General features: G+C 65.2%; 25 protein-coding genes and 1 riboswitch. Of the genes, 9 read left to right on the forward strand and 16 right to left on the reverse strand.

Annotation, left to right across the window (positions count from 1 at the left end):
- Window positions 1-69 precede the first annotated feature (69 nt).
- Window positions 70-1,047 carry an NADPH:quinone oxidoreductase family protein gene (locus DL899_RS01415; protein WP_111731974.1) on the forward strand — a complete coding sequence of 326 codons (978 nt, stop codon included), beginning with the start codon at window positions 70-72 and terminating at the stop codon, window positions 1,045-1,047.
- On the opposite strand, the gene DL899_RS01420 is transcribed toward DL899_RS01415, so the two are convergent.
- Window positions 1,019-1,876 (reverse strand): LysR family transcriptional regulator, encoded by an 858-nt coding sequence (locus tag DL899_RS01420; protein WP_239494559.1) that lies wholly within the window; start codon window positions 1,874-1,876, stop codon window positions 1,019-1,021. The two genes, DL899_RS01415 and DL899_RS01420, sit on opposite strands and share 29 nt — an antisense overlap.
- 140 nt (window positions 1,877-2,016) lie before the next feature.
- Here DL899_RS01420 and DL899_RS01425 point away from each other — a divergent pair, with 140 nt between their 5' ends.
- Window positions 2,017-2,223 (forward strand): DUF1127 domain-containing protein, encoded by a 207-nt coding sequence (locus tag DL899_RS01425; protein WP_111731976.1) that lies wholly within the window; start codon window positions 2,017-2,019, stop codon window positions 2,221-2,223.
- A 116-nt stretch (window positions 2,224-2,339) separates the two neighbouring features.
- Window positions 2,340-3,077 (forward strand): Bax inhibitor-1/YccA family protein, encoded by a 738-nt coding sequence (locus DL899_RS01430; protein ID WP_111732079.1) that lies wholly within the window; start codon window positions 2,340-2,342, stop codon window positions 3,075-3,077.
- 169 nt (window positions 3,078-3,246) lie between these two features.
- Here the strand turns inward: DL899_RS01430 and rpmG are convergent, their stop codons facing one another.
- The 6 genes from rpmG to DL899_RS01460 form a co-directional block, all read right to left on the reverse strand.
- Entirely contained in the window at window positions 3,247-3,414 is a 168-nt protein-coding gene (gene rpmG, locus DL899_RS01435) for a 50S ribosomal protein L33 (protein WP_111731977.1), read from the reverse strand.
- 110 nt (window positions 3,415-3,524) lie between these two features.
- Window positions 3,525-4,151, reverse strand: a complete 627-nt coding sequence (locus tag DL899_RS01440; RefSeq protein WP_111731978.1) for a cell wall hydrolase — start codon at window positions 4,149-4,151, stop codon at window positions 3,525-3,527.
- Between the two features lie 141 nt (window positions 4,152-4,292).
- Window positions 4,293-6,935: a putative PEP-binding protein gene (locus DL899_RS01445; RefSeq protein WP_204355226.1), complete on the reverse strand. Its 2,643-nt coding sequence runs from the start codon at window positions 6,933-6,935 to the stop codon at window positions 4,293-4,295.
- 60 nt (window positions 6,936-6,995) lie between these two features.
- Complete coding sequence (glyS, locus tag DL899_RS01450) at window positions 6,996-9,251, reverse strand: glycine--tRNA ligase subunit beta (RefSeq protein ID WP_111731979.1); 2,256 nt, start codon at window positions 9,249-9,251, stop codon at window positions 6,996-6,998.
- 3 nt (window positions 9,252-9,254) lie between these two features.
- The gene (locus tag DL899_RS01455) at window positions 9,255-9,782 is read right to left on the reverse strand and encodes a DUF6446 family protein (protein ID WP_239494560.1); all 528 of its coding nucleotides are present in this window, start codon (window positions 9,780-9,782) and stop codon (window positions 9,255-9,257) included.
- Window positions 9,779-10,708 (reverse strand): glycine--tRNA ligase subunit alpha, encoded by a 930-nt coding sequence (locus tag DL899_RS01460; protein ID WP_111731981.1) that lies wholly within the window; start codon window positions 10,706-10,708, stop codon window positions 9,779-9,781. Before DL899_RS01460 ends, DL899_RS01455 begins: the two co-directional genes overlap by 4 nt.
- A gap of 163 nt (window positions 10,709-10,871) precedes the next feature.
- Here DL899_RS01460 and DL899_RS01465 point away from each other — a divergent pair, with 163 nt between their 5' ends.
- A complete protein-coding gene (locus DL899_RS01465; RefSeq protein WP_111731982.1) occupies window positions 10,872-12,308 on the forward strand; it encodes a serine protease in 1,437 nt (478 codons plus the stop codon).
- Window positions 12,309-12,393: 85 nt separating this feature from the next.
- On the opposite strand, the gene DL899_RS01470 is transcribed toward DL899_RS01465, so the two are convergent.
- The 4 genes from DL899_RS01470 to folE2 all read right to left on the reverse strand — a co-directional run bounded on the left by DL899_RS01470 (window position 12,394) and on the right by folE2 (window position 15,637).
- Window positions 12,394-12,597 (reverse strand): thiamine pyrophosphate-dependent enzyme, encoded by a 204-nt coding sequence (locus DL899_RS01470; protein ID WP_111731983.1) that lies wholly within the window; start codon window positions 12,595-12,597, stop codon window positions 12,394-12,396.
- A 72-nt stretch (window positions 12,598-12,669) separates the two neighbouring features.
- Window positions 12,670-14,118 carry a TrkH family potassium uptake protein gene (locus DL899_RS01475; RefSeq protein ID WP_111731984.1) on the reverse strand — a complete coding sequence of 483 codons (1,449 nt, stop codon included), beginning with the start codon at window positions 14,116-14,118 and terminating at the stop codon, window positions 12,670-12,672.
- Between the two features lie 69 nt (window positions 14,119-14,187).
- Window positions 14,188-14,412 carry a hypothetical protein gene (locus DL899_RS01480; RefSeq protein WP_111731985.1) on the reverse strand — a complete coding sequence of 75 codons (225 nt, stop codon included), beginning with the start codon at window positions 14,410-14,412 and terminating at the stop codon, window positions 14,188-14,190.
- Window positions 14,413-14,530: 118 nt separating this feature from the next.
- Window positions 14,531-15,637 carry a GTP cyclohydrolase FolE2 gene (folE2, locus tag DL899_RS01485; protein ID WP_111731986.1) on the reverse strand — a complete coding sequence of 369 codons (1,107 nt, stop codon included), beginning with the start codon at window positions 15,635-15,637 and terminating at the stop codon, window positions 14,531-14,533.
- A gap of 227 nt (window positions 15,638-15,864) precedes the next feature.
- On the opposite strand from folE2, the gene DL899_RS01490 reads away from it, so the two are divergent.
- On the forward strand, window positions 15,865-17,133 hold the full coding sequence (locus DL899_RS01490; protein WP_239494561.1) for a SulP family inorganic anion transporter: 1,269 nt from the start codon (window positions 15,865-15,867) through the stop codon (window positions 17,131-17,133).
- A 108-nt stretch (window positions 17,134-17,241) separates the two neighbouring features.
- Here DL899_RS01490 and metZ read toward each other — a convergent pair whose 3' ends face one another.
- The 3 genes from metZ to DL899_RS01505 form a co-directional block, all read right to left on the reverse strand.
- Complete coding sequence (metZ, locus tag DL899_RS01495) at window positions 17,242-18,423, reverse strand: O-succinylhomoserine sulfhydrylase (protein WP_111731988.1); 1,182 nt, start codon at window positions 18,421-18,423, stop codon at window positions 17,242-17,244.
- Between the two features lie 74 nt (window positions 18,424-18,497).
- Window positions 18,498-18,576: riboswitch (SAM riboswitch) on the reverse strand.
- Window positions 18,577-18,623: 47 nt separating this feature from the next.
- A complete protein-coding gene (locus tag DL899_RS01500; protein WP_111731989.1) occupies window positions 18,624-19,235 on the reverse strand; it encodes an inner membrane-spanning protein YciB in 612 nt (203 codons plus the stop codon).
- An 18-nt stretch (window positions 19,236-19,253) separates the two neighbouring features.
- Complete coding sequence (locus DL899_RS01505) at window positions 19,254-20,156, reverse strand: EamA family transporter (RefSeq protein WP_111731990.1); 903 nt, start codon at window positions 20,154-20,156, stop codon at window positions 19,254-19,256.
- Window positions 20,157-20,225: 69 nt separating this feature from the next.
- Here DL899_RS01505 and DL899_RS01510 point away from each other — a divergent pair, with 69 nt between their 5' ends.
- Complete coding sequence (locus tag DL899_RS01510; protein WP_111731991.1) at window positions 20,226-20,708, forward strand: MgtC/SapB family protein; 483 nt, start codon at window positions 20,226-20,228, stop codon at window positions 20,706-20,708.
- A gap of 18 nt (window positions 20,709-20,726) precedes the next feature.
- Here DL899_RS01510 and ftsY read toward each other — a convergent pair whose 3' ends face one another.
- Window positions 20,727-21,875, reverse strand: coding sequence for a signal recognition particle-docking protein FtsY (ftsY, locus tag DL899_RS01515; protein ID WP_111731992.1), 1,149 nt, complete (start codon window positions 21,873-21,875; stop codon window positions 20,727-20,729).
- Window positions 21,876-22,013: 138 nt separating this feature from the next.
- Between ftsY and DL899_RS01520 the strand changes: the two genes are divergently transcribed.
- Window positions 22,014-22,253, forward strand: coding sequence for an RDD family protein (locus DL899_RS01520; RefSeq protein ID WP_111731993.1), 240 nt, complete (start codon window positions 22,014-22,016; stop codon window positions 22,251-22,253).
- Between the two features lie 11 nt (window positions 22,254-22,264).
- Here the strand turns inward: DL899_RS01520 and DL899_RS01525 are convergent, their stop codons facing one another.
- A complete protein-coding gene (locus DL899_RS01525; RefSeq protein WP_111731994.1) occupies window positions 22,265-23,950 on the reverse strand; it encodes an NAD(P)H-dependent oxidoreductase subunit E in 1,686 nt (561 codons plus the stop codon).
- Between the two features lie 150 nt (window positions 23,951-24,100).
- Between DL899_RS01525 and DL899_RS01530 the strand changes: the two genes are divergently transcribed.
- Complete coding sequence (locus DL899_RS01530; RefSeq protein ID WP_111731995.1) at window positions 24,101-25,144, forward strand: alkane 1-monooxygenase; 1,044 nt, start codon at window positions 24,101-24,103, stop codon at window positions 25,142-25,144.
- Between the two features lie 32 nt (window positions 25,145-25,176).
- Window positions 25,177-25,572: a hypothetical protein gene (locus tag DL899_RS01535; RefSeq protein WP_111731996.1), complete on the forward strand. Its 396-nt coding sequence runs from the start codon at window positions 25,177-25,179 to the stop codon at window positions 25,570-25,572.
- Window positions 25,573-25,606 lie beyond the last annotated feature (34 nt).

Here is a 25,606-nt window from a genome sequence, read left to right on the forward strand (position 1 = left end):
TGACAGGCATCATCCCGTTTGTCATTGTTTCACAACACCTTAATCCAGCAAATTCATGGAGGGTACGCCTTGCGCGCCTACCAGGCCCTGCCCAACGACCACCCCCCCGCCCTGACCGAACTACCGTTTCCCGAGCCCGAACCGGGCCAGGTGCGGCTGAGGATCGGGGCATGCGGTCTAAATTTTGCCGATCTGCTTATGATACGGGGGGAATACCAAGACATGCCGCCGCTGCCCTTTACCCTGGGGATGGAAGTGGCCGGCGTCGTCGACGCCTGCGGCGATGGGGTCGACAACGGGTGGGCGGGCCGGCGCGTGGCCGTTTTCGGCGGGCATGGCGGGCTGGCCGAATTCGGCTGTTTCCCGGCCGATCGCTGCGTTCCTCTGCCCGATGCGATGCCGATGGTCGATGCGGCGGCATTCCAGATCGCCTATGGCACCAGCCATGTGGCGCTCAGCCACCGCGCCGGATTGCAGCCCGGTGAGACGCTGTTGGTGCTGGGCGCGGCTGGCGGGGTCGGGCTGACCGCGGTCGAGATCGGCAAGCAGATGGGTGCACGGGTCATCGCCTGCGCGCGCGGGGCCGACAAGCTGAAGGTGGCGCACGCCGCCGGCGCCGATATCGTCATCGACTCGGGTAAGGACGACATCCGCGCCCGGTGCAAGGAACTGGGCGGCATCGACGTGGTCTATGACCCGGTCGGCGGCCCGGGCTTTCGCGCGGCACTTGGCGGCTGCCGGCCAGATGCGCGCATCCTGATCATCGGCTTTGCCAGCGGCGAGTTGCCTCAGATCCCGGCCAATCACCTGCTGGTCAAGAATATCTCGGTCCTGGGCTTTTACTGGGGCGGCTACATGGCGTTCCGCCCCGAGGTTCTGCGCGACAGCCTGACAACGCTGTTTTCCTGGTACGAGGAGGGCCGGCTGAAACCCCATGTCAGCCACACCCTGCCGCTGGAACGCGCCGATGAGGGGCTGGAACTGCTGCGCACGCGCCGCTCGACCGGCAAGGTGGTGATCACCCCGTCGCCACCAGAGGCGCCTTGAGCGCGGCAAATCCCTGCCGCAGCATGTCGGATAGCTCTTCCACAAGCGCTGCGCGCCCCTGCGCCCCGTACATGTTGATCATCTGAATCCCCAGATCGGGCAGCGCACCGCCGGTTGCGACCGCCTCCAGGTGCGGGGGGATGCTGTTCTCCAGCAGCGCGCCAACCGCCAGGTCGGCGCTGATCAGCGCCTCGACCGACCGGTCGTCGTCGGAATCCACCACCATCTCCCAGTCGATACCGGCGGCGTCCAGCCGGCGCAGCACCGGTGAGCGGAAGATGCACAGGTTGCAGAAGGCCAGCCGCAGCGGGCGCTTTTTCCAGCATTGCCCGCCTGGCGCGCCAACCCAGCGCAGCGGCATCTCGGTCAGCGTCTCGCCGCCCGGCGCCAGCCGTTCCTCGGTGGTCAGGATCAGGTCCACCTCTCCCCTGCCCAGCGCCTCGCGCAGCTTTACCGTGCTGGAGGATTTCAACTGCACCTTCATCCGCGGATAGGTGGCGTTAAAGCGTTTCAGCACCTGCGGAATAACCGGATAGACGATGTCATAGGGCGCCCCAAACACCAGTTCGCCCTCATAGGTGTCGTCGGTCAGCCGGCCCACGGTTTCGTCATTCAGATCGACCAGGCGGCGTGCATAGGTCAAGAGCAGCTCGCCCGAGGCCGTCAGCGCGATGCGCCGGCCGCTGCGGTCAAGCAGGTTCACACCCAACAGATCCTCCAGCCGCTTGAGCTGCATCGACACCGCCGATTGCGTCAGGTTCAGCGCCGTGGCCGCACGGGTGACGCCGCCCTGTTCGGCGACCGCCACGAAAGAACGCAGCGTGGTCATGTCGAGGTTCCGCACTCATCACACTCCCTGATGACATTCGTCACAAACATTCGTTTTCAAAATCATAACGCATCAATCATATACATCAACAAGAAACATCAAAACGCCGGAAACCATCCGATTCAGGAAAGGTAAACGCCATGACCTACATGATCCGCCCGCACAGCCGCACCCGCGCGCTGGGACGTCGCATCGCGTTGCGCGAGATCCTGGCGGTCTGGCGTCAGCGCCGCGCCCTTGCGCACCTCGATGACAGCAGGCTGGACGATATCGGCATCAGCCGCGACGAGGCCCGGCAAGAGGCCCGCCGCCCGGTTTGGGACGTGCCGCGAAACTGGATTGCCTGAAAAGCCATATTCCGGGCCGCGCAGGCCCGGAAAGGCTTGAAATGAAGGCAAGGCCGACCGATATTGTCAGCAACGCCCGCGTCGCGGGCTGGGGTGATTATCAATCGGAGGCTTTAATGGCTGAATTCAACACGATCCGGACGGCAGCGGGCACCCGCAGCGCCCAGGTTGACGCGGGCCTGCGCGCCCACATGAACAAGGTCTACGGCACGATGTCCGTGGGCATGCTGCTGACCTTTGCCGTGGCATGGGCCGTCGGCACCAGCCCTGCATTGCTTTCAGTGTTTCGCAACCCGGCCACGCTGCAACCGAACATCCTGGGTTATATCGTGATGTTCGCGCCGCTGATCATGGTCTTTGCCTTCGGCGCGGTTCTGAACCGGCTGTCGGCAGCGGCGGCACAGCTGTTCTTCTACACCTTTGCGGCGGTGATGGGCCTGTCGCTGAGCTGGATATTCATGGCCTTCACAGGCTTTTCCATCTGGCAGGTGTTCCTGATCACGTCGATCTCTTTTGCCGGGCTGTCGCTTTGGGGCTACACCACCAAGAAAGACATCTCCGGCTGGGGCAGCTTTCTGATCATGGGGCTGATCGGCCTGATCGTAGCCTCGATCGTCAACATCTTCCTCGCCTCGTCGGCGATCATGTTCGCGATCTCGGTCATCGGCGTGCTGATCTTTGCCGGGCTGACCGCCTATGACACCCAGGACATCAAGAACGAGTATGTCGCCCACGCCCATCACGGCGACAGCGAATGGCTGGGCAAGTCCGCCATCATGGGCGCGCTGCGGCTCTATCTCGACTTCATCAACATGTTCATGATGCTGCTGCATCTCTTCGGCAGCCGCGAATAACCGATCCCTCCAGATCGACGGCAGAGGCCGGCCCAATCGGGTCGGCCTTTTTCGTCGGCATGGCCGACGCGCTGACGGTCCGGCCCCTGTCCCGATACCCACACCACCGGAATCAGAAAAGGCCGCTACCATGACGGTGCGGCCTTTCGTTCAGTGCTGCGGCAGGATGCTACTTGATCTTGCCTTCCTTGTACTCGACATGCTTGCGCACGACGGGGTCGTATTTCCGCGCCGTCATCTTTTCGGTCATCGTGCGCGCGTTCTTTTTGGTCACGTAGAAATGGCCAGTGCCCGCGGTCGAGTTGAGGCGGATCTTGATAGTGGTCGGCTTAGCCATGTCCTGTCTCCTGCGCCGGGCGCGCGGCGGCGCCCGTGAAATTCCCGTGAAGCCTGCCTTGTATCGGGCCGCGCGCCCGAGTCAACCGGTTTTTGGCCTGTGGTGCCGGCTCAGTTCGAACTCAGCCTCGTGGGCATGCGATAGAACTCGTGCACGCCGATGCTGGCCGTGTGGGAAAGGCGGCGCGCCCAGCGGGGGCTGACGGCACGGGTATGGTAATGGGTGGCGCCCTTGGTCAGCGGACGCGGGGCGCCGGACACCATCAGATACGCGATTTTCCCCACCCGTTTGAAGGCGTCCGGCTCTGCGATCACATCTTCGTGCCCGTCGCAGGTATAGGTGAACTGGCACTGGTACTTGCGGCCCGTGCCCTGGTGCACGACGGCACAGACATCGTCGGGATAGACGCCGCTGTCGACACGATTGAGAATGACCTCGGCCACGGCGAACTGACCCTTGACGCTTTCGCCGCGGGCCTCGAAATACAGTGCCTCGGCCAGACAACGCCAGTCGCTGCCGCTGGCTTTGAAACTCTGAGAGGCCAGCCACTGAGGCGAGTATTCCACCGACAGATCGGGCCGGGTCATGAGGCTGGCAAGCCGATCGTCCGGCTGGCTGTCGATGGCGCGGCGTTCGGTGTCGAAAACCTTGCCAAGCGGCGTATCGGCCGATGCCGTGCCTGCGACAAAAACAAGTCCAGCCGCTGCCAGCAGCAGCGAAAAACCAAATCGGAACATGTGAATTCCCCCTTATTCGGGCCACCTGACCCCGGGCATCCGGGGGACATAGGCCGAACCGGCAGCGGCGTCCACCCCGGCGGATGCAGGCGGACCATAGCATGAAATATCGGTAAAGTTTGAGTCCCTATATGTGCCAGATCATCGCACTATCGGGTCAACGTCTTGTGTTATTTTGCTTTTCACAGCCAGCTGTGCGGCAGCAAGTCGCGCCACCGGCACGCGGAAAGGCGAGCAGGAAACATAATCAAACCCCGCCTCGCGGCAAAAGGCAATCGATTCGGGGTTGCCGCCGTGTTCGCCGCAGATCGACAAGACAAGGCCCGGCTTGGCCTTGCGCCCCCGTTCGGCGGCGATCTCCAGCAGTTCGCCCACCCCGTCGGCATCCAGCCGGTGAAACGGATCCTCGGGAAAGACGCCCTGCTGCACATAGGCCGACATGAACCGCCCCGCATCGTCGCGGCTGAGGCCATAGGTCATCTGCGTCAGATCGTTGGTGCCAAAGCTGAGGAACGACACCAGCGGCGCGATCTCACCGGCGCGCAGCGCCGCACGCGGGGTTTCGACCATGACGCCGAGGCGATAGGTGAACTCCTGCCCGGTCTCGTTGCGCACCGCCGCCGCCACCGCGTCGATGCGGGTCTTGACCAGTTCCACCTCGCGCCGGGCGCTGACCAGCGGAATCATGATCTCGGGCACCACCGGCGCGCCCTCGCGGCTGGCATCGACCGTCGCCTCGAATATTGCGCGCGCCTGCATCTCGTAGATCTCTGGCATGGTAACGCCCAGACGCACGCCGCGCAGGCCCAGCATGGGGTTGTATTCGCCCAGCGTCTCGACCCGCCGGGTCACGTCGGACAGCGGCAGGTCCAGCGCTTCGGCCAGCTCGCGCAGGCCCGAGCGGTCGGAGGGCAGGAATTCGTGCAGCGGCGGGTCGAACAGCCGGATGCAGACCGGCTGGCCCTGCATGATGCGGAACAGGTCGATGAAATCGGCCCGCTGCATCGGCAAGAGCCGCTCCAGCGCCGCTGCGCGGTCCTCGCCCGTGTCGGCAAAGATCATCTCGCGCATGACGGTCAGGCGGTCGGATTCGAAAAACATGTGCTCGGTCCGGCACAGGCCGATGCCTTCGGCCTTGAAGGTGCGCGCGACCCCGGCATCGGCGGGGGTGTCGGCATTGGCACGCACGGCTATGTCGCGGACGGCGTCGGCCCAGCTCATCAGGGTCGCCAGCGCCGGGTCGCGGGTGGCCTCCAGCAGCGGGGTGTCGCCGGCCAGGACATCGCCGCTGGTGCCGTCGATGGTGATCGAGTCGCCCGCCTTCAGCACCCGCCCGCCGGGAAAGACCAGCTGCTCGCGGCGCATGTCGATCTGGATGTCCGTCACGCCGACCACGCAGGGCTTGCCCAGCCCCCGGCCGATGACGGCGGCGTGACTGGTCATGCCGCCGCGATGGGTCATCACGCCAACGGCGGCGTGCATGCCGCGAATATCCTCGGAGCTGGTTTCGCGCCGCACCAGCACGCAAGGCTCGCCGCGCGCGGCGCTGGCCTGGGCCTCGGTCGAGGTAAAGACGATCCGCCCGCTGGCGGCGCCGGGGCTGGCGCCGATGCCGCGCCCCAGCCGGTCGCGGGGCACGGTCGGATCGACCTGCCGGTGCAGCAGCTCATTCAGCGCCCGGGGTTCGATGCGCATCAGCGCCTCTTCGCGCGAGATGATGCCATCCTCGGCCAGCGCCACGGCGATGGCGATGGCGGCACGCGCGCTGCGCGTCACCCGCACGCCGTCCAGCAGGAACACCTTGCCGTTCTCGATGGTGAATTCCGCCTGCATTTCCTCGCGCAGCCGCTTGCGCATGAGCGCGGTATAGGCCTTGAGCCGGGCAAACGCCTCGGGCGCCAGTTCCTCCAGCGAGGGGCCGCGCGGGTCGCGTTCCAGAAACAGCGCGTCGGCGCCCCCTTGCAGCGCGTCACGGCCCTGGCTCTGGCTCAGGTAGCGGCCGGTGATCTGGCGCGCGCCGGTCTGAGTGTTGACCAGTTGCATGACACCCGAGCCGCATTCGCCCTCGCCCAGCCCCAGCGCCATTTCCTGCACCACCAGCCCCAGCCCGGCATTGGCCGGCGCGCCCTTGGCCTGGCGCAGCAGCCGCGCGCTGGTGCCCTCCCAGGCCCGCGCCATCGAGCGCAGAACCTCGGTCAGTTGCGCAGCGGGTTCCTGGGGGAATTCCTCTTCGGTCTCTTCCTCATAGGCCGCGAGGGCCTGTTTCAGCCCCTTCACCGGGTCGGGATCGACATCGTCGAACACATCGGGGTCGAGCCGCGCCACATGCACGGCAAAGCTCTGGACAAAGCGCAGATACAGCGCGGCGGCGGCGGTCTTTCCGATGCGTTCGGAAAACTCGACGTAGCGGGCGTCGTTCATGCCGATGTTCAGCACCGCGCCCGGCCCGCCCCAATCGGGATCTTCGGACGAGGGGCGCACGCACAGGATGGCGTCGTGATCGAACGGCGATAACAGCTGCGCCGGGTCGGGCCGGTCGCCCGCAGCGATGCGGCGCACGGTCTGGAACGACAGCGCCAGCGTGCACGGCACCGGCAGGTCGAGCCGCACCAGCCGTTGCAGGCACTTGGCCCGGCCGCCATGAGTGGTGGCCGCTATCGGCGCTTCGGCCGTGATCAGGGTGATATCAGGGTCTTTTTTCTGCACCGCGGCATCATTGCGCTTCGTGTCCGCAAAGGCAAGGATTCTGTCATGCAGGCGCCTGAGCGCATAGCACCTGCCCATTTCCACCGCCCCGGGCTTGGCCCGGGGCCCGGCACGGTGGCCGGGGCGGGGCCAGAGCCCCTACCCTTCCAGCTTGCTCAGGTCCGCCGCCTGCAGGCAGATCATCCGGATACGGCTGAGCAGGTTCAGGCGGTTGCGGCGCACCACCGCGTTATCGGTGTTGACCTGCACCGCCTCGAAAAAGGCGTCGATGGGGGCGCGCAGCGCCGCCATCGCGGCCATCGCGGCGGTGAAATCCTCGGCCTCCACCGCCTTGGCGATTGCCCCCTCGGCGGCGTCGAGCGCGGCAAACAGCGCTTTTTCCTCGGGCCCTTCAGCAAATTTCACGTCGGCGCCATAGGAATATTCGACCCCGTCGCGTTCCTCGGCCTGGGTCAGGATGTTGTTGGCGCGCTTGAAACCCTGCACCAGGTTTTCGCCATCCTCGGTGGTCAGCACCTCCTGCAACGCCCGCGCGCGGGCCACGATCAGCGCCAGGTCGTCGCCGCCGTCCAGTTCAAGGCAGGCGTCGATGACATCATGGCGCAGCCCCTCGTCGCGCAGATACACCTTGAGCCGGTCATGCAGGAACGCCAGCAGGTCGGTCGACAGGTCCGGCACCAGATCGCCGATGCTGCGCAGCAGGCTGCCTTCGCCCGTATCGGGGGCGCCGTCGCCCCGCCCGATGCGGTCGATCACCGCGCGAAAGGCCGCGCCGAACACCCCACGCTCGGCCACCTCGCGCAGGATTTCCTCCAGCGTGTCGATCTCGCCCTCGCTGGCCTTGCGGGCATTCAGCGCGATCTTATGGCGCAGAAGCTGGGCATCGACATGGCGGTCGAGCTTTAGCTGCAGGCCATTTTCCAGCACGATGCGGATCACCCCCAGTGCGGCGCGGCGCAGGGCGAAGGGGTCTTTCGACCCCGTGGGCCGCTGGTCGATGGCCCAGAACCCTGTCAGCGTATCCAGCTTGTCGGCCAGCGCCACGGCGACAGAAACCGGCGCGACCGGCACCGCGTCTGACGGGCCGAGCGGCGCGTAATGTTCCGCACAGGCCACTGCCACGGCATCGGGTAGGCCCGCCTCGCGCGCGTAATAGCTGCCCATCACACCCTGCAGTTCGGGGAACTCATAAACCATCTCGGAACTCAGGTCGGCCTTGGCCACGCGCGCGGCCTCGTCGGCCTGGTCCGCGTCGGCACCGACAAGCGGGCCCAGGTCGCGGGCCAGTGCGCGGATGCGGGCGATGCGCGCCGCCTGGCTGCCCAGCTGCCGCTCGAAGGTGACCGAGCCAAGCTGTTCCAGCCACGGCCCCATGCCCGCGCGCGCCACGCGCAAATCGTTGAGCCAAAAGAACCTGGCGTCCGACAGCCGCGCCGCCAGCACTTTGCCGTTGCCCGCAAGGATGGTGGCGCCGTGATCGGCGGTCTCGATATTGGCGACGGTGATGAAACGCTCGATCCGCCCGGTTTTCGGGTTGCGGACAGAAAAGAACTTCTGGTGCTCGCGCATGCTGGTCTGCAGCACCTCGGCGGGCAGTTCCATAAACTCTTGGCCGATCTCGCCCATCAGGGCGACGGGCCATTCCACCAGCCCCGCCACCTCGGCCAAGAGCCCGTCATCGGCGACCAGCTCCATCCCGGCGGCAAAGGCCAGGTTCTCGGCCTCCTGCAGGATGTGGCGCGCGCGCTCGGCCGGGTCAAGCATCACCTTGTCGCGCCGCAGACGCGCGGCGTAATCCTCGTACCCGGTCACGGCAAAGCGGCCCGTGCCCATGAAACGGTGGCCCTCGGTCGTGTCGCCGGCGCGCAGCCCGTCGATTTCCAGCGGTACGACATGCGCCTCGCCGGCGGAATTGGTCAGAATGCACAGCACCGAATGCAGCGGCCGCACCCAGCGCAGGCTGCCCGCCCCCCAGCGCATCGACTTGGGCCAGGGGAAATTGCGGACCACCTGTTCCAGCACCTCGGCCACGATGTCGGCGGCGGGCCGTCCGGGGCGGGTGATGCGGGCGATGTAGACCTGCCCCTTCTTGTCGTCGCGGATCTCCAGGTCTTCGCGCGCCACACCGGCAGAGCGCTGGAATCCCTCGATCGCCTTTTCCGGCGCGTCAGTGCGCGGGCCGCGGCGTTCCTCGGTGACGGCAGGGCATTCATCCAGCAGCCCCTCGACCGCCAGCGTCAGCCGCCGGGGCGTCGAGAACGCTGCCGCGCCGGCATAGGTCAGCCCGGCCTCGACCAGACCGTCGGTCATCAGCCGGCGCAGGTCATCGGCGGCACGCGCCTGCATCCGCGCGGGGATTTCCTCGGAGAAGAGTTCGATCAGAAGATCAGGCATCGCTCAGTATCCTTCCGGCGCGGGTGGGCAGCCCTCGGGCGCGGGACGGCCGTCGAAAACGACCCGGCCACAGGCGTTGATCTGGTGCCAGGCATAACCGTCGCCGTCCGCGGTTATCGCGACGACGCGGTCGATGCCATAGTGGATGTTCTCCTGCCCCAAATAGGCCCGCGCGCGACCGTCCTCGAGCGCCTCGCCAATGGCGTCGGCATCGAAACAGTCGAACCAGCCGGGCGCCTGCAACGGCACCGGACCGTCATAGGGCAGATAGCGCTCAGTCAGCGCGTCCGGGTCCCCGGATATGTGAAAACAGGACCGATAGCGGATCGGCGAGCTGTCCGCGTCGATGGCCTGGAAATCGGTATGCGCCAGCGGCTCGGCCTGGCCGGTTGCGGCCACGGTCATCTGCACGTCGGCAGGTCCCGAAGGCGTCAGGCGTTCATAGAACGCATAGACCTGCAGGTAATAGACCGCCACGCCCGCCACCAGCGCGGTGACGACGATGGCGATGGCCATCAGCTTGCCCGTCACGCGGCCCAGCCCCCTGCCTCTGTCTGCACAAAGGCATCGGCGCATTGTTTCGCCAGCGCCCGCACGCGGCCGATATAGGCCTGCCGTTCGGTCGGAGAGATCACGCCGCGCGCATCCAGCAGGTTAAAGATGTGGCTGGCCTTGATGCACTGGTCATAGGCGGGCTGCGCCATGACGATGCGCTTGCCGGTCTTGGGGTCGTCGACCGGGTTTCCCAGGATGGCGGCGCATTCGGCCTCGGCCTCTTCGAACTGCTTGAACAGGACATCGGTGTTGGCGACGTCAAAGTTGTAGCGGCTGTATTCCTCTTCGGCCTGGCGAAAGACATCACCATAGCTGAGCGGAATGGGAGTGTTGGGGTCGTTGAAGGGCATATCCATCACGTGATCCGCCCCCAGCACATACATCGCCAGCCGTTCCAGCCCGTATGTCAGCTCGCCCGAGACGGGGGCGCAGTCATGCCCGCCCACCTGCTGGAAATAGGTGAACTGGCTGACCTCCATACCGTCGCACCAGACCTCCCACCCCAGGCCCCAAGCGCCCAGCGTCGGGCTTTCCCAGTCGTCCTCGACAAAGCGGACGTCGTGCAGCCGCAGGTCGATGCCGATGGCCTCGAGAGAACCGAGATAGAGTTCCTGCAGCCCGGGCGGGCTGGGTTTGATCAGCACCTGGTACTGGTAATAATGCTGCAATCGGTTGGGGTTTTCGCCATAGCGCCCGTCGGTGGGCCTGCGCGAGGGCTGGACATAGGCCGCGGCCCAGGGCCGCAAACCCAGGCTGCGCAGCGTGGTGGCGGGGTGAAAGGTGCCTGCGCCCACCTCCATGTCATAGGGCTGAAGCATGGCACAGCCCTGCGCCGCCCAATAGGATTGAAGCCGCAGGATGACATCCTGAAAACTGCGGGGTTTTTCCTGATTTTGCGCCATTTCCGCCCCTTTTGCGGGCCCTTGACGGGCTCGGCCACTACCTACGGCGCGCGCCGGGCGGGGTCAATCGCGCCCGCGCGCATATTTTGGGTGCAAGCGCGGCCGTTTTTGTTAGAAAAGGCGTCAGGACCGACAAACAAGGCCCAGATAAAAAGGTATCTTCATGACGCGTATTGCGACCGCCGTTCTTTTCTCGCTCGTTCTTGCATTCCCATTTACCACCGCCAATGCCCAGGACAATCAGGCCCCGCAAATCGTGCCGGAGCCCGAAATCCCGTTCGAAACCACCGCCGAGGCACGCCAGAACGAGGCCCGTCTGACCCGCGAGGAACGCGCCCAGATCCAGGAAGCTCTGCAATGGGCCGGTTATTATTCAAGCGTCATCGACGCCGCCTTTGGGCCGGGCACGCGCGCGGCGATGGCCGCGTGGCAGCGTGATAACGGGTTTGAACCCACCGGCATATTGACCACGCGCCAGCGCGTCCAGCTGTTGAACAGCTACAACACCGTGCTTGACGGGCTGGGGCTGCGCACCGTGCGCGACGATGCCGCTGGCATCCAGATGAAACTGCCGCTGGGGGTGGTCGCGTTTGACCGCTACGATCCGCCTTTCGCGCATTTCAACGCGAGCGGCGCAATGCCGGATGTCCGGGTGCTGCTGATCAGCCAGCCCGGCGACCGCAACACCATGGCCGGGCTATACGACATCATGCAGACGCTGGAGATCGTGCCGCTTGATGGCCCGCGCGAGGTGAATGGCGACAACTTTACCCTGATCGGGCGTGACGACCGGATCGTGTCGCAGACGCAGGTGACGCTGCGCGACGGCCAGATCAAGGGCTTTACCCTGATATGGCCCGCCGGCGACGAGGACCGCCGCACCCGTCTGATGGATGAAATGCAGGCCAGTTTCCAGCGCATCGAAGGCGTGCTCGACCCAGCTGCAGGCAACGATACCGAAGAGCGCATCGACCTGATTGCCGGTCTTGAAATCCGGGCGCCCAAGGTGTCGCGCTCGGGCTTTTTCGTCGATGCGCGGGGCACGGTGCTGACGACGCTGGAGGCGGTGCAGGGCTGCGAACGGGTGACGCTGGACGAGGATTACGACGCGCAGGTCATCGCCGTCGAAAACCGGCTTGGCGTGGCGGTGCTGCGCCCGGTCGATCCGATGGCGCCCATCAACGTGGCCGCCTTTGCCAGCGCGATGCCGCGCATCAAGTCCGAGATCGCCCTTTCCGGCTATCCCTATGGCGGCGTGCTGGGCGCGCCGACGCTGACCTATGGCGAACTGGCCGATTTGCGCGGCCTTGGCGGCGAGCCGGAGCTCAAGCGCCTGGCGCTCAACGCGCTCGAAGGCGATGCCGGCGGGCCGGTGGTGGACAGCTACGGCGCGGTGCTGGGCATGCTGCTGCCCCTGCGCCAGCAGGACCGGCAACTGCCCGACGGCGTAAGCTTTGCCGCCGATGCCGACGCGCTGCGCGCGGTGCTGGCCGATGCCGGCGTAACCCCCGGGGAATCGCAGGACCGTCTGCCGCTCTCGCCCGAAACGCTGGCCGAACGCACCACCGGCATGACCGTTCTGGTCAGCTGCTGGGACTGATAGCGGGGCGTCGTATCGGACCTGTCACGCCCCAGCCACTCCCCGGGTCAAGCCCGGGGCGCGGTTCGCTGCCCCCGCTTTAGCCCTAAAACGACGGGGTGACGTGGATCAGCGTGGGCCGGTCGGCATTGAACGCGCGCAGCACCGCCGCGGCGACGTCTTCGGGGGCGGTCGCCGCCTCGGCCAGAGCGCCATAGGCCCGCGACAGGGCACAGAAATCGGGGTTGTGTGCGGCCACCGCGCGGGGCGAGATCTGTGCGCGCACCACCTTGTCCGTCTTGTCGGTCATCGCGTGCCCCCCTTTTTCGCCCCCCCCCTCGGCCCCGTCACGGGATACGGGGCGCGCGATCCCCCTCTCGTGTCAGTTCCGCCAGAAGGAGGGCAACAGCAGCACCAGCACCGACACCACCTCCAGCCGGCCGACCAGCATCGCCAGGATCATCAGCCATTTCGCCGACTCGGGAAAGCCGTCAACGGCGCCGGTCGGCCCCACCCCGGGGCCGAATGCCGGCCCGATGTTGTAAAGCGCGGTCCACGCGCCGGTCACGGATTCGGTAAAGGTGAGGCCCGTCATCTCCAGCGCCACGGTGAAAAGGCCGAATAGCAGGATGAACAGCGTCAGCAGCGTCATAACCGAATGCAGCACGTCATCATCCACCCGCCGGCCGCCATAGCGCAGGACAAAGACGCCATGCGGGTTGAAGATGCGCTTGAGTTGCAGGCCGATGGCCCGAAACAGGATCTGGTAGCGGAAAACCTTGACCGAACACCCGGTCGAACCGGTGCAGCCGCCGATGGCGCCGGCAAGGATCAGCACCATGAACGGCCCCGCCCCCCAGGCGGTGACATCGCCATCGCCGTAACCGGTGCCGGAAAAGATCGAGGCGAGGTTGAACAGCCGCTCGCGCGCCGCGGCCTCGGTCAAACCGCCGCTGACCACCAGTTCGTACAGCGCCACGAAGGCAAAGGCGTAAAACACCCACAGCGCATAGGCCCGCGCCTGCGGGTCGCGCAGGAACGGGCGAAAATCGCCGTTCACGCCCTGCATCAGCCGCACGAACGGCATGCTGGCCAGGATCATGAAGATGATGGCGGCATATTGCGCCGGCGCCCCGAAGGTGCCGAAAGACGCATCGCGGGTGGAAAAACCCCCGGTGGAGATGGTCGTCAGGGCATGCGCAGTGGCGTCAAAGGGCGACAGGCCCAGGATGATATAGCAAACGATGCAGGCGAAGGTCAGCAGCAGGTAGATGTTCAGAACGCCCTTCGAGATGTCGACCGCCCGCGGCAACACCTTGCCGAAGGTGTCGAACCCTTCCGAGGTAAAGAACTGCATCCCACCCACGCGCATGATAGGCAGAAACACCAGCGCGACGATGACAATCCCCAGCCCGCCCAGCCATTGCAGGATGCCGCGCCACATAAGCAACCCGCGCGGCAGATCGTCCAGTCCCTCGAACACGGTGGTGCCGGTCGTGGTCACGCCCGACATCGCCTCGAAATAGGCATCGGTAAAGCTGGCCTGGGTTTCGCCCAGCATGAAGGGGAGCGAGCCGAAAAGCGGCAGCACCGCCCAGACCCCTGTGGTCAGAACGAATGCTTGCCGGATGGTCAGCCCTTCGCGCACGCCATTGCGGCATGCCAGCGCCACCAGCCCGCCGATCATGATGGATAGCAGCGCGCTTTCGACAAAGACCGGCCAGTGTTCGCGCCCCTCCGCCATGTCCACCGCCAGCGGCAGGAACATGGTCAGACCGAGCGTCATCACAGCCAGGCCGATGATGTATCCGACGGGGCGAATGTCATCCATGGCGCGCAGCCTTGGCCGCCCCGTCAGGATCTGTCAAGCGTCACCCCGACCGGGGTGACGCACAGGGCATCAGACGTAGTAGAGGTCGCGGAACACGTGATGCACGATGTTTTCACGGCGCAGGCCCATTTTGGCCAGTTCGGCGTCGCTCTTTGCCTCGAGCGTCTCGATCATGCGGCGGCGCGATGCCATGTTGCCCTGGGTCTCGATCCGGTGAATCATTGCGTCGAAGACACGCGCGAAAAACCCTTTTTGGGGTTCGGAGATATGAATTTCGGTGCTTGCGGTAGCCATTGGAACCTCGCGTTGTTTGCGTCGGCTCCTCCCTGCTGAACAAGGTAGGTCTGCAATGCTGACATTAAAAGTGGTATTCTGGTAAGTCAGGGTTGCACTGGGTGCATAGCATGCCGGATCAGCCTATGTGATAAAGCGTTCTGAACAGCTTGGGGTCGATGCTTTGGGTCTCGAATGTGGGACCCTCGGTCAGCACGCTGATGGCGTCATGGCTGTGCAGGCTTTCCTGGTGGCTGGCGATGATGCGGAAATCGCCGATGCGTGGGTCATTCTGCAACTGCTCGCAGAAAAGCCGCGCCGCATCCTCGACAAAGATCGGGTTGGCGGCGTTGAGCTCGGCAAAGGCCTGTTCATCCTCGCGCTTGACCATGACCTGGGTTTCGGTGGGCACCGCCGCGCGGGCCATGTCGATCAGGTCCTCGAACCACAGGCATTCGGACGCGCCGGGGGCGAGTTCGACCGAAATCCGCGCCACCGAGCGCTGCGAATGCGGCGTCGCCAGTTGCCCGCGCGCCTGCCGGGCGTGTTCGCTGAGTTCCAGCGAGCACGGGCAGGTCGAGGAATAGACATAGTCGAGATGCATGAAACGGCGGCGCACACCGCCCTTGTTGACCAGTTCCAGCGTGAAATCGTAGTACTGAAACCCCTCCAAGCCCGAGCGCAGCGCGCGGATCTTCATCGGGTAGGAAAACTGCATCTGCAGCCGCGCATCGAGACTGTCGAGATCGGCAATATAGTCGTCAAGCACCGCCTCGATCACCTCGAAGCTGAAGGTCTTTTCAGCGTGCCGATAAAAGCTGCGCATGATGCGCGACATGTTGATGCCCTTCTTGCCGGGCTCCAGGCTGACGGTGCCGGTCACCGAGGTTTCCAGCGTCAGGTCGCCGTTGTCGCGGGTGTGAAACCGGATCGGCAGACGGAAATTGGAAATCCCCACATGCTGCAAGTGCTGGCGCGCGCCCTTGATCAGCGAGGCCGGTCCGTTCTGCAGATCGGGCATCGAGACAAGATAGGCTGCATCGGGGATGAAATCCTGCGGATAGTCGCGTGAAAGCGTCGGATAGTTGGAAACCTCTCGCCGCGGCAAAAGCCTGGCAACCGCGGGGTCGAGGTCGGCCACCTCTTCGGGGCTGGCGCCGGTGGCCCAGGCCCGCAGCACCGACAGCGCCTGCTCGGCATCCTCGCGCGCGATGGCGCTGCCCGGCTTGACGGTAAGGATGTTCATCGACGGCCCCTTTGTTTGCTGTCGCCGACCTATCACATAATGGCTTGCACCGGAAATTCCCAATGTCGAATAAATCTTTGCCGAAACCGACCTGTCGGGTCATGCTGGCCCGGAATCGGACAAAGCGGTGCGGCAAGGCGACAAAAGATGCGGCCGCATTTGCTTTTTGCCCGCATGTGGGTTTAATCAGTCATCAGGTACGCATTTCGACATACCGGATTCCTACATTGCCAAGACAGCCAAAAATCCTGACCACGGTCAGGGACTATGACCGCCCGACCTTTCTGGCCGACATAACCGCAGGCGTCACCGTTGCGATGGTGGCGCTGCCGCTCAGCCTAGCGATCGCCATCGCCTCGGGCGCCGACCCGGCAACAGGGCTGGTGACCGCTGTCGTCGCGGGGTTCCTGATATCGCTGATCGGGGGCAGCCGGGTACAGATCGGCGGGCCCACCGGCGCCTTTATCGTCGTGGTCTACGGCGTCATTGCCGATCACGGCTATGACGGGCTGGTCCTTGCCACGCTGATGGCCGGCGCGATTCTGGTGGTCGGCGGGCTCTTGCGCGCCGGGCGGCTGATCCAGCTGGTCCCCGAACCGGTGGTCAACGGCTTTACCCTCGGCATCGCGGTGGTCATCGCCACGAGCCAACTAAAGGATTTTCTGGGTCTCGAAGCCGACGAGGTGCCGGCAGAGTTCTTTGCCAAGCTGGAAACACTGTGGCAGGTGCGTGACACCTTCAGCCTCGCAACCGCCCTGACCGGTATTGTCACGGTGGTGCTGATCGTGGCGCTGCGCCGCGCCTTTCCGCGCGCACCGGGGCTGATAGTGGCGGTCGCTGTCACGTCGGCCGCGGTGGCGCTGGCGACGCTGCCGGTCGATACCATCCAGTCACGCTTCGGCGACCTGCCGCGCAGCCTGCCGATGCCCACCCTGCCATCGGTAACGCCCGAGCGTTTGATCGAGCTGCTGCCCTCGGCGCTGGTGATCGCGTTCCTCGCCGGGGTCGAATCGCTGCTATCGGCGATGGTCGCCGACCGGATGATCGGCGGCCGGCACCGCCCCAATGCCGAATTGCTGGCGCAGGGCGTCGCCAACCTGGGCTCGGCGCTGTTCGGTGGGTTGCCCGCCACCGGCGCCATCGCGCGCACCGCAACCAACGTGCGCGCCGGCGGGCGCACGCCCGTTGCCGGCATCGTGCATGCCGTGACGATCCTGCTGGTGATGCTGCTGGCGGCGCCGCTGGCCGGTTACCTGGCGATGCCCGCGCTGGCCGGCTTGCTGATGATCACCGCCTGGAACATGAGCGAGCCACACCGCTGGGCCGGCTATCTGCGCGAGCGCCGATCGGACCAGTTCCTGCTGGTGCTGACCTTTGTTCTGACCGTCGTTGCCGACCTGACGCTGGCAATCGGGGTGGGCGTGATCATCGGGCTGGCGCTGCGGCTTTATAGCCGCGACATCCCGCCCTCTGGCTGGCGTACGCCGCGGCGATAACGGATACGACCCGCAGGCACGTCCCGTAGGCCGGGCTTCAGCCCGGCAGCCATGGCCAGGCCGGGCTGAAGCCCGGCCTACAGCCCGATCTACGACACCCCAGCCCCCTCAGACCGCATTGAGCGCCTGCGTCACGTCGTCGATCAGGTCGTCGGTGTCCTCGATCCCCAGCGACAGCCGCACCAGCCCCGGGGTAATGCCCATCGACGCCTTGTGTTCATCGCTCAGCCGCTGGTGGGTCGTCGTCGCCGGGTGGGTAACGATGGACTTGGCATCACCCAGGTTGTTGGAAATGAGCACGATCTCAAGCCCGTTCAGGAACCGGAACGCCCCCGCCTGCCCGCCTGCGATATCAAGCGCCACCACCGTGCCGCCGCTGCCTATGTCGCGCATCGCCAGCGCGTGCTGGGGGTGCGAGGGATGGCCGGGATAGACAACACGTTCCAGCTTGGGGTGCCCCTGCAGCGCCTCGGCCAGCGCCAGCGCCGACGCGGCCTGCGCCCGCACCCGCAGATCAAGCGTTTCCAGCCCCTTGAGCTGCACCCAGGCAGTAAAGGGCGACATCGCCCCGCCGGTGTGTTTCATGTAGGGTTCGACCGTCTTGCGGATGAATTCGCACGAGCCCAGGATCACCCCGCCCAGCGTACGCCCCTGCCCGTCGATATGCTTGGTCGAGGAATAGACGACCACATCCGCCCCCAGTTCCAGAGCGCGCGAAAAGACAGGGGTGGCAAAGACGTTGTCCACCACCACCGTCGCACCCACGTCATGCGCCAGCCTGGCCACGGCGGGAATGTCGATCACCTCCAGCGTGGGGTTGGCCACGGTTTCGAAAAACACCGCTTTCGTGTCCGGGCGGATTGCGGCGCGCCACTGCGCCAGATCGGTGCCGTCGACAAAGCTGACCTCGACGCCATAGCGCGTCAGCACCTCTTCGAGAACATAGAGACACGAGCCGAACAGCGCCCGCGCCGCGACGACATGATCGCCCGCGCGCAGCATCGCCGTCAGCGCGCCAGAAACGGCCGCCATGCCACTGGCGGTGGCGAATGCGTCTTCGGCCCCCTCCATCGTGGCGATCCGTTCTTCGAACATGCGCACGGTGGGGTTGCCGTAGCGGGCATAGATGTATTCATCTGGCCCCGCCTGGACAAAGCGCGCCTCGGCGGCCTCGGCGCTGTCATAGACGAACCCCTGGGTAAGAAAGATCGCCTCACTCAATTCGCCCCAGCCGCTGCGGCGGCTACCGGCGTGCACCAGCCTGGTGCGGGTCTTCCAGTTCTCTGTCATATCCGTTCTCCGAGGCACAAACGCGCAGCGATGGCTGCGATCCACGAAAAACCCCACGCGGCCAAGCGAAAGGGGGTCTTTCATGCCTCGCCTCTTTAGCGGAGTTGTTTAACGTGGCCCGCAATCCGGTAACAAATCGCCACGGGTTCTGCCTTTACTCCCATGACCGCACGGCGTCAACGGCGCGCACCAGGCCGGCGTCAGGCGTCGTCGCCATCCTCCGGCTTGCGCCCGTGATCGCGGAAGAGTTTGCTCTGCATGAGGAAGAAGACAAAGATCGCCGCGGTCAGGCCGAAGGTCTTGAAATAAACCCAGGTCTCTTCGGACATGTTGCGCCAGATGATCTCGTTCAGCACGGCAAGCCCAAGGGAAAACAGCGCCATCCGGCGGGTCAGGATCATCCATCCCTCGTGGGTGAGCGGCATCATCCCGTCCATCACGTATTGCAACCAGGATTCGCCGCGCATCAGCCCGATCCCCAGCGCGCCGCCGAACAGCAGGTAGATGATCGTCGGCTTCATCTTGAAAAAGCTCGGGTCGTTGAACCAGACGCTGAGCCCGCCGAAGACCACGATCAGCACCGCCGTCACCGCCTGCATCCGCGACAGATAGCCGGACAGGCGCCACAGAATCCCCATCGCCAGCAGGAAGATGGGGATAAACCCGGCGGTCACGACGATAAAGCCGTCATACTCCGTCCCGCCGATGGTGAAGGTTTCGCTTTTTAGCCAGAGATAGGCGACGAAAAAGCCCAAGATCGGGCCGAATTCCAGCGCCGCCTTCAGCTTGGGGTTCACCTTGTGTTGCGACATGCCCTGCCTTTCGTCTGCTTATCCGCCGAATTCAACTATCACGGCACCGGCGGCGATCAATGCCATCAGCGCAATCCGCCGCGGCCCGACGGTTTCGCGCAACACCAGCCAGCCGATCAACGCGGCGAATACGGTCGATGTCTCGCGCAGCACCGCCGCCTGGCCGACCTTGTCCAGCCGCGTGGCCAGCATCACCGAGCCAAAGCTGCCATAGGCCACCAGCGCCCCCACAAACCCGCGCAGAAACAGCGGTCTGAGCGGAAGACCAGAGACGCGCCGCCCGATCGGCGTCAGCGCAAAGATCAGCGGGAAATCGAACGCGGTGAGGAAGAATAACCACGCAAGAAACGTGAACGGGTCGGGCGTGGCGCGAATGCCAAAGGCGTCGTAGGTGGTGTAGATCGCCACCACCAGCCCAGTAAGCACAGCCAGTATCAGCGCCCCGACCAGCGTATCGCGCGCGGTCATCAGAAAGATCAGGTTGTAGACGGCCAGCCCGAAGATGCCCACCAGCAAGACGCACAGCCCCAGCCACTGCACCAGGGTGAACACCTCGCCAAAGATGAGCCAGGCCCCGATCACTGTGAAAAGCGGCCCCGTGCCCCGCACCACGGGGTAGACCACAGTATAGGCGCCGCGGCTGAAGGCCATCGCCTGCAATATCTTGTAAGCGGAATGGATGACGATGGCGCCGGCAAAGATCGGCCACATATCCGGGGCCGGAAAGGGCACGAGAAAGAGCAGCGGCAACGACAGCACCAACAGCCACACGTCGATTGTCAGCCGGCTGACCCAGGGATCGTGCCGCCCCTTTTGCAACGCGCCGAAAACTGCGTGCAAGATCGCCGCCAACAGCGCCAGCATCATCGCCAGCGTGTGCCCTTGCGCCGTACCTTCGAGCGAGACGATCCAGTCGCTCATCCCCGCGCCCCCTTTCGCGCGGGTGCATGCATGTTATGCTGAACCCCCTGCCCCAAAGCCGGAGCGCGCATGTTCGACGTCATCTTGAACGAACTGACAGGCACATTTTCGGCTGTCGCGCCCCAGGTGGCGGGCACCCGACTGGTGGCGGCGGTGGTCCTGGGCGGTATCGTCGGGTTCGAACGCGAACATGCCGGTAAACCGGCTGGGCTGCGCACGCATATGCTGGTTGCGCTGGCGGCCTGCCTTTTCATCATCGTCAGCCAGCAGTTGTCAGAACTGCCGTTCGGCGACCCTGACGCGATGCGCGTCGATCCGCTGCGCCTGGTCGAGGCGGTGACCGCGGGGGTCGCGTTCCTTGCGGCGGGGGTGATCTTTACCTCGGGCGGAAAAGTCATGAACGTCACCACCGGCGCCTCGTTGTGGCTGGCCGGAGCGATAGGGCTGGCCTGCGGGTCCGGGCAGATGCCGCTGGCGGCGATGGCCACGGGCATCGTGGTGGTGGTACTTTTCCTGCTGCGGCTGCTGGAAAAGTGGATCGGCACCCGATAGCGCCGCGCGCACCGTCTGTCATGCACCCACCCCGGTCAGCGCGGCGGCGAACTCCTGCGGATCAAACGGCGCCAGGTCGTCGATCTGCTCACCCACACCGATGGCGTGGATGGGCAGGCCGAACTTGTCAGCCAGCGCCACCAGCACCCCACCCCGCGCGGTGCCGTCCAGCTTGGTCATCACCAGCCCGGTCACGTTGGCCAGCTTGCGGAAGGTCTCGACCTGGCTCAGCGCGTTCTGCCCGGTGGTGGCATCGAGCACCAACAGCGTGTTGTGCGGCGCGCTTTCGTCGCGCTTGCGGATGACGCGAACGATCTTGGCCAGTTCTTCCATCAGGTCGGCGCGGTTCTGCAACCGCCCGGCGGTGTCGATCAACAGCAGGTCGGCGCCGTCCGCCTCGGCCTTGGCCATCGCGTCAAACGCAAGGCTCGCGGGGTCGGAGCCCTCGGGCGCGGTCAGCACCGGAACCCCGGCGCGGTCGCCCCAGATCTGCAACTGTTCCACCGCCGCCGCGCGAAAGGTATCACCGGCGGCAATCACCACCTGCTTGCCGGCGGCCTTGAACTGCGACGCCAGCTTGCCGATGGTGGTGGTCTTGCCCGACCCGTTGACGCCCACCACCAGCACCACCTGCGGGCGCTTGGGATAGATCGGCATCGGCCGCGCGACCGGTTCCATGATGCGGGTGATCTCGGCGGCCAGCAATTCCTTGATCTCGCGGGTGGACAGCTTCTTGCCCATCCGCCCCTCGGCCATATTGGCAGTGACGCGCAGGGCGGTGTCCACCCCCATGTCGGCGGTGATCAGCAGCTCTTCGAGGCTTTCCAGCATCTCGTCGTCGAGGGTGCGGCGCGGCTCTGCCCCGCGGCCCAGGACACGGCCCAGCAGGCCGGGTCGTTCAGAACGTTCCTCGCGCTCTGTCTCTGGTACCGGCGCAGATGCGGGTACCGGCGCAGGTTCTGACGCAGGTGCAGGTTCTGCCGGGGGCGCCTTTGCCTCAGCCACCGGGGGGCTGGGGGCCTCCGGGACTTGGGGCGCCGCCACATCAGACGCCGGCGCGCCGGGCTGCTCTGCCTCGGCGCCTTCCTCTACAATCGCGTCCAGCCCCTGGCCCAGTTTGGACGAGGATTTGAACAACCGTTCCTTGAGTTTCGAAAACAACGCCATGCGACCTCCGCAACGATGTCTTTCGTCACCTAATCGCATCACGCCAAAGATGGAAGCCTTGGCCTGTCACGTACTGGCTGCCAATTGGCCCCAACACGCGATAACGTGGCAGGAAAACAGCGACCAGGGGGACAGACAATGACCGAACCGGCAAGACCCGCAACATGGCGCAGGGTCGTGGCCTTCATCCTCGACCTTGTCTTCAGCTTCTTCATCATCGGTTATGCCGTCGCCGCAATCACCGGCGACACGACCGAAGAGGGGTTTTCGCTGACCGGTTTTCCGGCGATCGTGATGTTCGCGCTCTGGATACTCTACATGGCCGGCATGCCGCGGCTGGGCGGGCGGCTGTTCCAGCGCCTTCTCAAGGCAGTCTGAATAGGCGCTTATCAGACCTCATCGGGGAAGTGGCGCATCACCAGGCGGATCGGGTTGGGCGCGGCCTGTCCCAGACCGCAGATCGATGCGTCGGTCATCGCCTCGCAGAGGTCATTCAGCAGGTCGCGGTCCCAGCGGTCGGCCTGCATCAGCTTGACCGCCTTTTCGCAACCTACCCGGCACGGCGTGCACTGGCCGCAGCTTTCATCCTCGAAAAAGCGCAGCATGTTGAGCGCCGCATCCCGGACGCTGTCATGCTCTGACAGCACCACCACCGCCGCCGAGCCGATGAACGTGTCATGCGGCTGCAGCGTGTCGAAATCGAGCGGCACATCATCCAGGCTGGCAGGCAGCAGGCCCGATGACGGGCCGCCCGGCTGATAGGCCTTGAAGGTGTGCCCCTCGGCGATGCCGCCGGCGGCCTCGATCACGTCGCGGATGGTCGACCCGGCGGGCAGCAGGTAAACGCCCGGGTTCCTGACCCGGCCCGATACGGAATAGGACCGCAGGCCTTTTCTGCCGTTTTTTTCGGTAGTTGCGAGGACTTCCTTACCCTCGCGCAAAACGCGGGACACCCAGTAGAGCGTTTCGATATTGTTGACCAATGTCGGCCGGCCAAAGATGCCGACCTGGGCGACGAAGGGTGGGCGGTGGCGCGGAAGGCCGCGCTTGCCCTCGATCGATTCGATCATCGCCGATTCCTCGCCACAGATATAGGCGCCGGCGCCGCGGCGCAGGTCGATATATCCCGGCGCGGCGATGCCGGCCTCCTCCAGCGCCTTGATCTCGCGGCGCAGGATTTCCAGCACGGCCGGGTATTCGTCGCGCATGTAGATGAAACAGGTTTCGGCCTCGACCGCCCAGGCGGAAATCAGCATTCCCTCAAGAAAAACATGGGGTTCTCGTTCGAGGTAAAAGCGATCCTTGAAGGTTCCCGGCTCACCCTCGTCGCCGTTCACGGCCAGGTAACGAGGGCCCGGCTCGGACCGCACAAAGCCCCATTTGCGCCCCGACGGAAAGCCCGCGCCGCCAAGTCCGCGCAGGCCGGAGGCAAGCAGTTCCTCCTGCACTGCCTCGAAATCGCCCTCGCGTCGCAGGCGCGCGAGAACCTCATATCCACCACTTTCACGATAGGCTGCAAGTCCTTGATAACTCTGGATATTCGGGCGGGTATTCCCCGCCTTGACCGCCGCCATGACCTTTTCGGGCGTGGCATGGTCGATGTGGTTGTGCCCCAGCTCCAGCACCGGCGCCGTATCGCAGCGCCCCATGCAGGGCGCGCGCAGCACGCGAACCTCGGACGGGTCCAGACCATCCTCCAGCGCCGCCTTCAGCGCCTCGGCGCCGGCCAGCTCGCACGACAGCGAATCGCAGACCCGGATTGTCAGCGCCGGCGGCGGAGTTTCGCCCTCTTTCACCACGTCGAAATGGGCATAGAAGGTCGCCACCTCATAGACCTCGGCCTGGGCGATGCCCAGTTCCTCGGCCAGGGCGCGCAGGTGGGCGGCGGACAGGTGGCCATAGGCATCCTGGATCAGGTGCAGGAATTCGATCAGCAGGTCGCGCCGGCGCGGGCGGTCGCCCAGCAGCGCGCGCACGTCTTGCCATGCGCGATCATCCACCTGCCGCCCCTTGGGTGTGCGGCGGCCCTTGCCGCGCCCCGATTTCCAGACGCCCTTGCGTTCGTCCAATGCCATGCCGGCCCCCTGTATCCGATGCCCGCAGCTTAGCCGGGGACGGGATGGCCATGCGAGGGCAAAAGCGACAATTCCATCGCCGGAAACGTTGCCCGCGGCCCGCGCCGGGGTGTAAGGGTTGGGTGTCTCGGGGGCGAAAGGAAGACGCGCATGTGGGCTTTCGCCGTGGTCACGGTGATACCGTTCCTGCTGATCGTGTCGGCCGCGTTGGCCGGCGGGGTCTGGGTGTGGCTGGCGCTGGGGTACATGACGGTGCTGGTGGCCCTGATGGATCGAATCATCGGCGCCTGCGACCGCAACCGAGACCCGCAGGCCGAGTTCCCAGCGGCCGAGCTTTTGCTGGTCTGCCTGGGGGTCGGGCATTTCGGGCTGTTGGCGCTGGCGATCTGGGCCGTGGGCGGCACAAGCGGGCTGACCCTTGCCGAACGGGTCGGCGTCGCACTGGCGGCCGGGATGGTCTTTGGCCAGATATCGCACCCGGCGGCACATGAGCTGATCCACCGGCAGCGGCGCGCGCTGCGGCGGCTGGGCCGGCTGATCTATACCTCGCTGCTGATCGGCCACCATGCCAGCGCGCATCTGCTGGTGCATCACCTGCATGTCGGCACCGATACCGACCCCAGCAGCGCGCCGCGCGGAATGGGGTTCTATCGCTTTGCCGGTCGGGCGTGGCGTGGGGCCTTTCTTGCCGGGCTCGCGGCCGAGAACCGCCGCCGACAGGGCCGCAACCTGCCGCTTTGGCAGCATCCTTATGCGCTTTACCTCGGGGGTGGCGCGCTGATGCTGATTCTGGCGGCGGTGCTGGCCGGGGCGGGCGGGGTTCTGGCGCTGTTGATCATGGCGGCGCATGCGCAGTTGCAAATCCAGATGTCGGATTACGTGCAGCATTACGGCCTGCGCCGGCAAATCCGCCCCGATGGCCGGGCAGAGCCGGTGGGCCCGCAGCATTCGTGGAATTCGCCGCATGTGTTTTCGGCGGCCCTGTCGCTGAACGCCCCGCGCCATTCCGATCATCATGTCACGCCCTCGCGCCCCTACCCGGCACTGCAGTTAGAGCCCGAAACCATGCCCTGCCTGCCCCGTCCACTGCCGGTGATGGCGGCGCTGGCACTGGTGCCGCCGGTCTGGTTCCGGATGATGGACCTGCGTTGCGAACGCTGGCAGAACCGTGCAAGTAAGGGCAAATCCCGCTAGCCACCCGGCGCGGCATCTGCCAAGATCATGCCATGTGGAAACGCGCCCTCTTGTCATGGTTCCTGATCGTCCTGCCCGCCGTCGCGCTGGCGGCGATGAGCGCCGAGGAATTCGACGAATACACCCTTGGAAAGACCTTCTACTACGGCTCGCTGGGAGAACCCTACGGGGCCGAGGAATACCTGCCCAACCGCCGCGTGATCTGGACCTTTCTGAACGGGGAATGCCAAAACGGCACCTGGTACGAGGAAGGCGGGCTGATCTGCTTTGTCTACGACAGGGAGCCCGATCCGCAATGCTGGAGCTTCACCCGCTCTGCCGGCGGGCTGATCGCCCAGTTCGAGAACGACCCCCAACAGACAGAGTTGTACGAGGTGGAACGCACCAGCGATCCGCTGATCTGCCCGGGCCCGGATCTGGGTGTTTAGTATTTCACAAATGCGATCTGAAATGCTGATCTAG

The organism is Roseovarius amoyensis (assembly GCF_003260265.1).
Taxonomy (GTDB): Bacteria; Pseudomonadota; Alphaproteobacteria; order Rhodobacterales; family Rhodobacteraceae; genus Roseovarius; species Roseovarius amoyensis.